This is a genomic window from Hydrogenivirga sp., from assembly GCF_056450045.1.
The window spans coordinates 1-9458 of record NZ_JBWONM010000025.1 but is presented as its reverse complement, the minus strand read 5'-3'; the positions used below and the strand labels follow the sequence as shown (position 1 = coordinate 9458).

The window sequence follows — 9458 nt, the reverse complement described above, 5'->3', positions numbered from 1 at the left end:
TAATTGATGGGACCGTTCCCCACGACGTGGTCGGGCACTTCGGACCCACGAAGATAATCATCATGCCTGCCAGGAGGGGAACGGGTGTTGTTGCCGGTGGCGCTGCAAAGCCCATATTTGAGCTCGCTGGCTACACGGACGTTCTCACAAAGACCATAGGGAGCACAAACCCCGACAACGTTGTCAGGGCTGTTTTTGATGCCTTCCTTCAGCTCAAGACCGTTGAAGAGGTAGCTCAGGAGAGAGGTCTTCCCGTTGAGGAGATAAAGAAGAGGTTCAACCTCTATGCCAACCCCAAGCTGAAGGTAAAGCTCTACTACCCGTGGAGGGGCGTCCATGGCTAAGAAGCTGAAGGTAACTCTCGTAAGGGGCTTGGCTGGAAAGCCCGAAGCCCACGTTCAGGCTGTGAGGAGTCTCGGGCTCAGGAAGCCCGGTCAGACAAGGCTCCTTGAGGATAACCCCATGGTCAGGGGCAACGTCAGGAAGGCTCACTATCTCATAAAAGTGGAGGAAGTAAGCGATGAAGCTTCATGAGCTTGAGCCCCACCCCGGTGCTACGAAGGAGAAGAAGAGGGTCGGAAGGGGAATAGCTGCCGGTCAGGGCAAGACGGCAGGAAAAGGACACAAGGGACAGAGGACGAGATCGGGAGACAGGACCATGCCACCCTACTTTGAGGGTGGACAGACTCCCCTTCACATGAGGCTCCCCAAGAGGGGCTTTGTCAATCCTACCAGGAAGGAGTACACCCCTGTCAATCTCCGCACCCTTGAGAAGCTCTTTGAGGAAGGAGAGGAGGTGACTCCCGAGGCACTTCAGGAAAAGGGTCTGTGCTCCAAGGGTGACCTCGTGAAGGTACTCGGAGATGGAGAGCTCACTAAAAAGCTCACGGTTAAGGCTCACGCCTTTTCCAAGAGCGCCAAGGAGAAGATAGAAAAAGCAGGAGGAAGCTGCGAGGTAATTGGAAGGTGATAGATTACCTCAAGAACATTTTCACCATTGAGGACCTCCGAAGGAGGTTCTTCTACACCCTCCTTATGTTTGCCATCTACAGACTGGGGAGCCACATACCCATACCCGGCGTTGATGTGGTGGCTCTTGAGGACTTCTTCAAGTCCCTTCAGGGGACCCTCTTCAACCTCTACGATATATTCTCTGGGGGTAACCTCAGGAGGATGACCGTCTTCGCCCTCGGGGTCATGCCTTACATATCCGCCTCCATAATGATGCAGCTTCTTACCGTTGCCATACCTGAGCTCCAGAGGCTCGCCAAGGAGGAGGGCGACTACGGAAGGTACAAGATAAACGAGTACACCAAGTACCTCACCCTCTTTGTTGCCTTCGTCCAGTCGGTGGGGATAGCCTTCTGGCTCCAGAACCAGACCTCTCCAAGGGGCTTTCCGGTCGTTCCCGATACTGGAATTCTCTTCATAGGGGTGGCTGTCCTTACCCTCGTCGCCGGGACGATGTTCCTCGTCTGGATGGGTGAGAGGATAACGGAGAAGGGGATAGGCAACGGGATGTCCCTGCTGATCTTTGCGGGTATAGTTGCGAGCTTTCCTAACGCCGTCATAAGCCTGATAGACAGGCTCAGAAGCGGAGACCTGACCCCCTTTGCGGTCGCCGGCGCCGTCGTGATGGTCCTGCTGGTGATAGTCGGGATAGTTTATATACAGGAGGCTGAGAGGCGAATACCGGTCCAGTATCCCAGAAGGGTCGTTGGGCGTCAGGAGTACAGGGGAGGCTCAACCTACCTTCCTATAAAGATAAACCCCGCAGGGGTCATTCCGATAATATTCGCCCAGTCACTTCTCATAATACCTTCCAGCGTTCTCACCTTCATACAGCATCCTATAGCTCAGGCTATATACGATGCCTTCAACCCGACCTCCATCTTCTACAACTTCCTCTATGTCCTGCTCATAGTTTTCTTCACTTACTTTTACACTGCGGTGATGATAAACCCCGTTGAGGTGGCGGACAACCTGAGGAAGGGAGGAGCCTTCATACCCGGTGTGAGACCGGGTCTTGAGACCCAGAAGTTTCTTGAGATGGTTATAAACAGGCTTGTCTTCGTGGGTGCCCTCTTCCTGTCGGTTGTGGCTATAATCCCACTCTTTATAAGCTTTCAGCTCAACGTTCCCTTCTACTTCGGCGGGACAACAGCCCTCATAGTTGTGGGCGTTGCCCTTGATACGCTCAAGCAGGTTGAGGCTAACCTTCTGACCAAGAAGTACAAGGGCTATGTGAGGAAGAGGAGGTAGCTATGAACCTTGTTTTTCTCGGACCTCCCGGTGCTGGTAAGGGAACCCAGGCTAAGAGGCTCGCCCAGGAGCTCGGTCTAGTTCACATATCCACCGGTGACCTCCTGCGGGAGGCGGTAAAGAACCAGACACCCCTTGGCAAGAAAGCTAAGGAATACATGGACAGGGGGGAGCTCGTCCCCGATGAGCTGATAATAGCCCTGATTGAGGAAGTCATGCCGGAGAGTGGGGGAGTGATACTTGACGGATTCCCGAGGACTATAGCCCAAGCGGAGGCTCTTGAAAGGATGTTGGAGAGAAAGGGTCTGCGCCTGGACAAGGTGATCTTCTTTGACGTTGATGACGATGTGGTTGTTGAGAGACTCTCGGGCAGAAGGGTGTGCCCCAACTGCGGAGCGGTTTATCACCTGAAGTACAACCCTCCCAAGGAAGATGAGATATGCGACAGGTGCGGGACCAAGCTCATCCAGAGGGAGGACGACAGAGAGGAGGTTGTCAGGAACAGGCTCGCGGTTTACAGGGAGCAGACAGCCCCCCTCATTGAATACTATGAGCGCAAGGGTATATTAATTAAGTTGTACGCATCAAAGGATATAGAGGAAGTTTACAGAGAGCTTTTGAGGTTGGTAAATGAAGAGAGGAATTGAGCTTTACTCAAGGAAGGAGATAGAGAAGATAAGGAGAGCCTGTCAGGTAGTTGCGGAGGTCCTGCAGGCTGTCTCCGAGAACATAAAGCCGGGTATAACAGCCTGGGATATAGAGAGGATAGCCCGTGAGGAGGCTAAGAAGAGGGGTGCAAAGCCAGCCTTCTTGAACTACAAGCCTCCCTTCAGCAACGTAAGCTACCCTGCTGCAACCTGTGTCTCTATAAACGAGGAGGTTGTCCACGGTCTCCCCAAAAAGGAGAGGATAATAGAGGAAGGGGACTTGGTGAGCGTGGATTTTGGTGCTATAATAGATGGTTACGCTGGCGATTCCGCCATTACGGTCGCCGTTGGCGATATAGATGCCGAGAAGAATAGGTTGATGGAGGCTACTAAAAAGGCTTTGGAGAGAGCGGTGGAAAAGGCTGCTCCCGGGAACTGGCTTAGCGATATAGTGGAGGCTATACACTCAACGGCGGAGGAGTATGGAGTCTTTCCAGTCCTGAGGTACGGCGGACACGGTATTGGAAAGAGGGTTCACGAAGAACCCTTCATACCCAACAACAGGAAGGACCTTGGAAAGAAGAACATAAAGCTCAGGCAGGGTATGGTGATAGCCATTGAGCCCATGTTCTCCCTTGGAACTGAAGAGACCGTTCACGACGGAGATGGTTGGACCGTAAAGACCGCCGACAACAGCCCGGCAGCCCACTTTGAGCATACCGTTGCCATCACAAAGGAAGGACCGGTGGTCCTTACGGAGATCTGATATGGGAAAGAAGAGGAAGCAGGAGCACGAAAAGGAAAAGGGAATAATTATGGAAGGTGAAGTGGTTGAGGCACTGCCCAACGGTATGTTCAGGGTTCAGCTTGAGGGCGGGCATGAGGTTCTCGCCCATATATCTGGAAAGATGAGGATAAACTTCATAAGGATCCTCCCCGGAGACAGGGTCAGGGTGGAGCTGTCCCCCTACGACCTCACCCGAGGAAGGATAGTCTATAGACTCTGAAGGAGGCGGATATGAGAGTTAGGGCATCGGTTAAGAAGAGGTGTGCCAAGTGCAAGATTATACGCAGGAAGGGCAGAGTTTACGTTATATGCGAGAACCCAAAGCACAAGCAGAAGCAAGGATGATGGAGGTTTAGGTATGGCGAGGATAGCTGGTGTTGACCTTCCCGACAGTAAGAGGCTTGAGGTTGCCCTTACCTACATCTACGGCATAGGTAAGACCCGGGTCAAGGAGATATGTGAGGGGACGGGTATAGACTGCAGGAAGAGGGTAGGAGAGCTCACGCCCGAAGAGCTCAACACCCTCAGGAAGTTCATAGATGAGCACTACAAGGTTGAGGGTGACCTCAGAAGGGAAGTCCAGCTCAACATCAAGAGGCTGATGGATATGGGATGCTACAGGGGTCAGAGGCATGCGAGGGGACTTCCAGTTAGAGGTCAGCAGACCCAGACCAACGCCAAGACGAGAAAGGGTAGGAGAAGGTCTTCCTCTGTCAGGAGGAAAGGTAAGTAAGGAGGAGGTCTATGGCTAAGAAGAAGAAGCAGAAGAGAACGGTTGCCAAGGGCATCGTTCACATTCACACCACCTTTAACAACACGATAATCAACGTTACCGATCCCCAGGGGAACACCATAGTATGGGAAAGCGGAGGAACGGTAGGTTTTAAGGGTACGAGGAAGAGCACCCCTTACGCAGCCCAGCTTGCAGCCCAGAAAGCTCTCAGGAGAGCCGTGAACGAGTTCGGGCTCCAGGAGGCTGAGGTCTGGGTGAAGGGACCCGGAGCGGGAAGAGAGTCCGCTCTCAGGGCGGTATTTGCCTCCGGCATAAGGGTTACCGCCATAAGGGACGTTACACCCATACCCCACAACGGGTGCAGACCGCCAGCAAGGAGGAGAGTCTGATGGGAAGGTACATAGGACCGTGGGTTAAGCTGGACAGAAGGTTCGGCGTTGTGGTTTCCGGAAAGAAGTCTGCCCCGAGAATACTCCAGAGAAGGAACTACCCTCCCGGACAGCACGGAAGGATAAAGGGAAGGAGGAGGAAGCTAACCGAGTACGGCATACGTTTGATGGAGAAGCAGAAGCTAAAGTACCTCTACGGAGGTCTTAGGGAGAAGCAGTTCAAGAGGTACTTTGACCTTGCTGCCAAGTCAAAGGAGAACACCGGAGATGTCCTGCTCCAGCTCCTTGAGAGGAGACTTGATAACGTCGTTTACAGGCTGGGCTTCGCATCAACGAGGAGACAGGCACGGCAGCTCGTTGCCCACGGACACATAATGGTAAACGGAAGAAAGGTTGACATACCCCACTACGAGGTTGAGCCCGGGGACATAATAGAGGTAAAGCCCTCATCAAGGGATATACCCTTCCTCAAGGAAAACCTTGAGAACCTTGACCCCAGAAGCGTTCCCGAGTGGCTTGAGGTTGACAAGGATAACTTCAGAGGGAAGGTGCTCAAGCTTCCCGAGAATGTGAAAGAGTACCTTGAGGTGCCCGTGAACGTTCAGTACATCATTGAGTTCTACTCAAAGGTTTGATTTGGAGGTTGCCAGATGCTTAATGAGTTTGTCTTCCCCAACAAGATTTACTGGGAGAAGAAGGAAAAGGACAGGGGCGTGTTCGTGGTGGAGCCCTTGGAGAGAGGGTTTGGAACTACCCTCGGGAATGCCCTCAGAAGGGTTCTTCTCTCCTCAATATCGGGCACGGCGGTGACCGCGGTGAAGATATACGGAGTCTACCACGAGTTCTCCTCCCTTGAAGGGGTTGCTGAGGACGTCGTTGAGATAATAGCAAACATAAAGGGTATAAGGTTTAACCTCAAAGACTCCGATGTTGAAGTCCTCTATCTCAAGAAGAAGGGAGAAGGAGAGGTTAAGGCTGGAGACATAGCTCTTCCTCCCAACGTTGAGATAGCCAACCCCGAAAAGGTCATAGCCACGATTACGGACCCGGATACGGAGTTCAACGCTGAGATAAGGATAGAGAGGGGGAAAGGTTACGTCCTCGCCGAGGAGATGGAGACCATAGGTGAGACGGGCTGGATACTCCTTGACGCCGACTTCTCCCCCGTGAAGCTCGTCAGCTACAGCATAGAGCAGACCAGGGTTGGTGAGAAGACCGACTACGAGAAGCTGAGCGTTGATGTAACTACCGATGGAACGAAGTCCCCTGAGGATGCGGTAAAGGAGGCTGTCTCCATACTTCAAAGACACCTCTCCCTCTTAGAGCACATATCCTACGAAGCTCCGACCCTTGAGGAACCCATCACAATTGACGAGCTCTCCGAGAAGCTGACCCTCTCAATAGAGGAGCTTGACATATCCCAGAGGGCTCTCAACTCCCTCAAGAGGATGGGGATAACGACGATAGGTGACCTCGTTCAGATGACCGAAGAGGAGCTCAAAAGCACGAAGAACATAGGAAGGAAGGCTCTCGCGGAGATAAAGGAAGCCCTCAAGCAGATGGGGCTTCAGCTCGGTCTGAACATAGAAAGCAAGAGGTGATAGGAGATGAGGCACAGGGTAAAGAAGAAAAAGTTTGACAGAACGAAGGAACAGAGGTTAGCCCTCTACAGGAGCCTTGCGAGGGCACTGATCCTTGAGGAGAGGATAGAGACCACAACCGAGAGGGCTAAGGCTCTAAGGAGCTTTGTTGAGAGGCTTGTGACCCTCGGAAAGAGGGGAGACCTGGCTTCAAGGAGAAGGGCTCTTGAGCTCCTGCCCGACAAGGAAGCTGTGAGAAAGCTCTTTGAAGATATAGCTCCTCGCTTTGAGGACAGAAACGGTGGCTACACCCGCATACTGAAGCTGGCTGAGAGAAGGAGAGGGGATGGAGCAGAGCTCGCCATAGTTGAATGGGTTGAGTGATGCTCCTCAAGCTCCTTCACCTTCTCATACAGCTTCTTATAATTCTCATCTTCATCCATGCCCTCGGTTCCTGGTTCCCCCAGGTTAGGGAGAGCAGGCTTTACGAGCTGATAGACAGGATAGTGGAGCCTATGCTCAGACCGATAAGGCAGGTTCTCCCCCACATGGGAGGGATAGACATATCCCCGATGATACTCATATTCATACTGATACTGATTGACAGGTTGATTGGAAGATGAAGCGACCGGTGATGCTGATAGACCTGGACAGGTGCATAGGGTGTCTCTCCTGCGAGGTAGCCTGCGTTCAGGAGAAGGGTGTTGAGAAGCTTGGCATAAGACCCATGAAGGTGTTCAGGGTTGAGGGGATATCCGACAAGCCCGACGGCTTCTTTCTACCCATAAACTGCTTTCACTGCGATCCTGCCCCCTGTGTGCTTGCCTGCCCGACCTCTGCTATGCGTAAGAGGGAAAAGGATGGGGTCGTTTACGTTGAGGAGCTCCTCTGCATAGGCTGTAAAGCCTGTATAATAGCCTGCCCTTACGGTGCTATAACCTTCAACCCGGCAACGATGAAGGTTGAAAAGTGTGACTACTGTTACAAGCGAATTGACAAGGGACTGCTTCCCTCCTGCGTCTCCAAGTGTGTTACAAACTGCCTTTACTTCGTTGAGCTTGGGGAGGTGCCAAAGGAGAGGCACAGGGCGAGGAAGATAGACTCCGAGCTCTACAGGGAGATCTTCGGCGTTGGGGAAGGAGTTGCTCCCTGAGGCGTTACCGCTTATAATATTAGACTTGCAGGGCGCGTAGCTCAATTGGCAGAGCGGGCGGCTCATAACCGCCCGGTTGGGGGTTCGAGTCCTCCCGCGCCCACCAGATGAAAGCACTTTTAGCTCTCGCCCTTACAGCCTGCGCCTTTGCCCAGACACCTATCCAGTCTGCTCCAAAACCTTACAAGTTCAAAAGCTACGAGAGGTACATGTACAACTACAGGGAGCTTCTTTCCAGGAGAAAGGCGAAGGGACGCTTTGAGCTGATAATTCTCAAGAAGGGAAGGGAGTATGAGGTCAGTATAGAGGGCTTTTACAGGGAGTGGAGCGGTTTTGTTAGGACTAAGGTTAAGGACGCCAACGAGCTGGCAGGTTTCATATTGATGAAGATGTACTTCCAGCACTACTGGCTCGCCCCTCTTGGAAAGACCCTCTTCTCACGGGCTCTCGTGAGGGTCCTGAGCTCGGGGAAGGTGGACTGGACGCCGGGAGAAAAGAAGGTTGAAAAGGACCTTCTAAGGATGGTGAGAAGCTGTAAGTACGGAGGGCTTGAAGGCATGAGTCTTGAACTCTTTAAAGAGAAGGAGCTAATATTCAAGGTGTGCGTATCTCCCCAGGCATCCCTTCCCATATACATCTACAGGAGAACTCCCGAGGGAGATGTGTATGAGATAGAGCTTATGGAGTACTCGGACTTAAAATAGAGCTATGAGGAAAGAGGAGATAAAGCCCCTGCTCAAACTCCAGGAGATTGACGAGGAGATAGAGAGGGTGAGTAGGAGGATAAGGAGGATAGGGGAGGAGATCGGAGAGCTTGAGAGGGAGCTGGGCTTGAGAAGGGCTGAGCTGGAGGATATGCTCGGAAGAGAGAGGGAGCTCACTAGACTTATAAAGGAAACAAGGGAAAGGATAGAGCAGGAAGAGGAGATGCTCAAAAGGACTGAGGAGAAGATGAACTTCGTTAGGAAGGATGTTGAGTACAAGAGCCTTCTCAGGGAAAAGTCAAAGCACGAGGACAACATACTTAAACTCTCCTACGAGCTGGATGAGCTTGAGGAAGAGGTCATAGACCTTAGGAAGAGGCTTGAGGAAAGAAGACCGGTGATTGAGAGGAGAATAAAGGAGATTGAAGAGGAGATAGCAGACCTTATAGATGAAAAGAAATTGGCAGAAGATAAACTTAAAGAGCTAATGCTGAGGAGGAAAAGTGAGATTGAAGGCATTGATGAAGGACTTATAACCTTCTATGAGGAGGCAAAAGTTCACTTTGGAAGCAAGGTTGTGGTGCCTGTTGAGGAGGGTGTCTGTACAGGCTGCGGAATGAAAGTGCCGGATGTGCTCTTTTCCAAGATGGTAAAGGAGAATTCAATAGAGAGATGCCCGAGCTGTGGCAGATATATCTACTACAGGTTATAATATAAATATGCAAAATCCTGAAGAAATCAAAGGACTTGGATACGGTGCTGAGGATATAAAGGCTGTCACAGGTCTGGAGCACGTCAGGCTCAGACCCGCCATGTACATAGGGGATATAGGGGAGAGGGGTCTGCACCACCTGATATGGGAGATCTTAGACAACGCCGTTGACGAGGCGATGGCGGGTTATGCCAAGAACATATCGGTGATAATCCACGACGATGGCTCCGTGACAGTTGAGGACGACGGCAGGGGAATACCCGTTGATATACATCCGGAGACCGGAAGACCAGCCGTTGAGATGGTCTTCACAATGCTGGGTGCGGGAGGGAAGTTTGAGAAGAAAGCCTACGCCTACTCGGGCGGACTCCACGGCGTTGGTGCTTCCGTTGTGAACGCCCTCTCCGAGTGGCTCGTTGTAGAGGTTTACAGAGACGGCAAGATATACCGCCAGGAGTACAGGAGAGGCGTACCCGTTTACGACCTTAAGG

18 protein-coding genes and 1 tRNA gene are annotated in these 9458 nt (G+C 52.1%); all 19 read left to right on the top strand.

What is annotated here, in order from left to right:
* Positions 1-344: uS5 family small ribosomal subunit protein (locus AC1HCM_RS00885; protein WP_479459889.1), on the top strand; the 344-nt coding region annotated here is incomplete at its 5' end.
* A complete protein-coding gene (gene rpmD / locus AC1HCM_RS00880) occupies positions 337-534 on the top strand; it encodes a 50S ribosomal protein L30 (RefSeq protein ID WP_479459888.1) in 198 nt (65 codons plus the stop codon). The genes AC1HCM_RS00885 and rpmD, both read left to right, overlap by 8 nt.
* Positions 521-970, top strand: coding sequence for a 50S ribosomal protein L15 (gene rplO / locus AC1HCM_RS00875; RefSeq protein ID WP_479459887.1), 450 nt, complete (start codon positions 521-523; stop codon positions 968-970). Before rpmD ends, rplO begins: the two co-directional genes overlap by 14 nt.
* Positions 967-2262: a preprotein translocase subunit SecY gene (gene secY / locus AC1HCM_RS00870; RefSeq protein WP_479459886.1), complete on the top strand. Its 1296-nt coding sequence runs from the start codon at positions 967-969 to the stop codon at positions 2260-2262. Before rplO ends, secY begins: the two co-directional genes overlap by 4 nt.
* Positions 2263-2264: 2 nt before the next feature.
* Positions 2265-2909, top strand: coding sequence for an adenylate kinase (locus AC1HCM_RS00865; protein ID WP_479459885.1), 645 nt, complete (start codon positions 2265-2267; stop codon positions 2907-2909).
* Positions 2893-3675, top strand: coding sequence for a type I methionyl aminopeptidase (gene map, locus AC1HCM_RS00860; RefSeq protein ID WP_479459884.1), 783 nt, complete (start codon positions 2893-2895; stop codon positions 3673-3675). The genes AC1HCM_RS00865 and map overlap by 17 nt, the downstream gene beginning before the upstream one ends.
* Before the next feature lies 1 nt (position 3676).
* Positions 3677-3916 carry a translation initiation factor IF-1 gene (infA, locus tag AC1HCM_RS00855; protein ID WP_479459883.1) on the top strand — a complete coding sequence of 80 codons (240 nt, stop codon included), beginning with the start codon at positions 3677-3679 and terminating at the stop codon, positions 3914-3916.
* An 11-nt stretch (positions 3917-3927) separates the two neighbouring features.
* Complete coding sequence (gene rpmJ, locus AC1HCM_RS00850) at positions 3928-4041, top strand: 50S ribosomal protein L36 (protein ID WP_479459882.1); 114 nt, start codon at positions 3928-3930, stop codon at positions 4039-4041.
* 13 nt (positions 4042-4054) lie between these two features.
* Entirely contained in the window at positions 4055-4429 is a 375-nt protein-coding gene (gene rpsM / locus AC1HCM_RS00845; protein ID WP_479459881.1) for a 30S ribosomal protein S13, read from the top strand.
* Between the two features lie 11 nt (positions 4430-4440).
* Positions 4441-4818 carry a 30S ribosomal protein S11 gene (gene rpsK / locus AC1HCM_RS00840; protein WP_479459880.1) on the top strand — a complete coding sequence of 126 codons (378 nt, stop codon included), beginning with the start codon at positions 4441-4443 and terminating at the stop codon, positions 4816-4818.
* Positions 4818-5453 carry a 30S ribosomal protein S4 gene (rpsD, locus tag AC1HCM_RS00835; RefSeq protein WP_479459879.1) on the top strand — a complete coding sequence of 212 codons (636 nt, stop codon included), beginning with the start codon at positions 4818-4820 and terminating at the stop codon, positions 5451-5453. The genes rpsK and rpsD overlap by 1 nt, the downstream gene beginning before the upstream one ends.
* Positions 5454-5468: 15 nt before the next feature.
* Complete coding sequence (locus AC1HCM_RS00830) at positions 5469-6419, top strand: DNA-directed RNA polymerase subunit alpha (RefSeq protein WP_479459878.1); 951 nt, start codon at positions 5469-5471, stop codon at positions 6417-6419.
* A 6-nt stretch (positions 6420-6425) separates the two neighbouring features.
* On the top strand, positions 6426-6782 hold the full coding sequence (gene rplQ / locus AC1HCM_RS00825) for a 50S ribosomal protein L17 (RefSeq protein WP_479459877.1): 357 nt from the start codon (positions 6426-6428) through the stop codon (positions 6780-6782).
* A complete protein-coding gene (locus AC1HCM_RS00820) occupies positions 6782-7021 on the top strand; it encodes a YggT family protein (RefSeq protein WP_479459876.1) in 240 nt (79 codons plus the stop codon). The genes rplQ and AC1HCM_RS00820 overlap by 1 nt, the downstream gene beginning before the upstream one ends.
* Positions 7018-7551 carry a 4Fe-4S dicluster domain-containing protein gene (locus AC1HCM_RS00815; RefSeq protein WP_479459875.1) on the top strand — a complete coding sequence of 178 codons (534 nt, stop codon included), beginning with the start codon at positions 7018-7020 and terminating at the stop codon, positions 7549-7551. Before AC1HCM_RS00820 ends, AC1HCM_RS00815 begins: the two co-directional genes overlap by 4 nt.
* Before the next feature lie 30 nt (positions 7552-7581).
* Positions 7582-7657 (top strand) — tRNA-Ile (locus tag AC1HCM_RS00810).
* Position 7658: 1 nt separating this feature from the next.
* The gene (locus AC1HCM_RS00805; protein ID WP_479459874.1) at positions 7659-8255 is read left to right on the top strand and encodes a hypothetical protein; all 597 of its coding nucleotides are present in this window, start codon (positions 7659-7661) and stop codon (positions 8253-8255) included.
* 4 nt (positions 8256-8259) lie between these two features.
* Positions 8260-8967: a zinc ribbon domain-containing protein gene (locus AC1HCM_RS00800; RefSeq protein ID WP_479459873.1), complete on the top strand. Its 708-nt coding sequence runs from the start codon at positions 8260-8262 to the stop codon at positions 8965-8967.
* A 7-nt stretch (positions 8968-8974) separates the two neighbouring features.
* Positions 8975-9458, top strand: a 484-nt coding sequence (locus AC1HCM_RS00795) for an ATP-binding protein (protein ID WP_479459872.1), incomplete at its 3' end; no start/stop codon positions are given.

What these genes read in the sequence shown, in the direction of transcription:
- rpmD (WP_479459888.1), top strand. Translation starts at nt 337, where the DNA reads ATGGCTAAGAAGCTGAAGGTAACTCTCGTAAGGGGCTTGGCTGGAAAG.
- rplO (WP_479459887.1), top strand. Translation starts at nt 521, where the DNA reads ATGAAGCTTCATGAGCTTGAGCCCCACCCCGGTGCTACGAAGGAGAAG.
- AC1HCM_RS00865 (WP_479459885.1), top strand. Translation starts at nt 2,265, where the DNA reads ATGAACCTTGTTTTTCTCGGACCTCCCGGTGCTGGTAAGGGAACCCAG.
- map (WP_479459884.1), top strand. Translation starts at nt 2,893, where the DNA reads ATGAAGAGAGGAATTGAGCTTTACTCAAGGAAGGAGATAGAGAAGATA.
- infA (WP_479459883.1), top strand. Translation starts at nt 3,677, where the DNA reads ATGGGAAAGAAGAGGAAGCAGGAGCACGAAAAGGAAAAGGGAATAATT.
- rpmJ (WP_479459882.1), top strand. Translation starts at nt 3,928, where the DNA reads ATGAGAGTTAGGGCATCGGTTAAGAAGAGGTGTGCCAAGTGCAAGATT.
- rpsM (WP_479459881.1), top strand. Translation starts at nt 4,055, where the DNA reads ATGGCGAGGATAGCTGGTGTTGACCTTCCCGACAGTAAGAGGCTTGAG.
- rpsK (WP_479459880.1), top strand. Translation starts at nt 4,441, where the DNA reads ATGGCTAAGAAGAAGAAGCAGAAGAGAACGGTTGCCAAGGGCATCGTT.
- rpsD (WP_479459879.1), top strand. Translation starts at nt 4,818, where the DNA reads ATGGGAAGGTACATAGGACCGTGGGTTAAGCTGGACAGAAGGTTCGGC.
- AC1HCM_RS00830 (WP_479459878.1), top strand. Translation starts at nt 5,469, where the DNA reads ATGCTTAATGAGTTTGTCTTCCCCAACAAGATTTACTGGGAGAAGAAG.
- rplQ (WP_479459877.1), top strand. Translation starts at nt 6,426, where the DNA reads ATGAGGCACAGGGTAAAGAAGAAAAAGTTTGACAGAACGAAGGAACAG.
- AC1HCM_RS00820 (WP_479459876.1), top strand. Translation starts at nt 6,782, where the DNA reads ATGCTCCTCAAGCTCCTTCACCTTCTCATACAGCTTCTTATAATTCTC.
- AC1HCM_RS00815 (WP_479459875.1), top strand. Translation starts at nt 7,018, where the DNA reads ATGAAGCGACCGGTGATGCTGATAGACCTGGACAGGTGCATAGGGTGT.
- AC1HCM_RS00805 (WP_479459874.1), top strand. Translation starts at nt 7,659, where the DNA reads ATGAAAGCACTTTTAGCTCTCGCCCTTACAGCCTGCGCCTTTGCCCAG.
- AC1HCM_RS00800 (WP_479459873.1), top strand. Translation starts at nt 8,260, where the DNA reads ATGAGGAAAGAGGAGATAAAGCCCCTGCTCAAACTCCAGGAGATTGAC.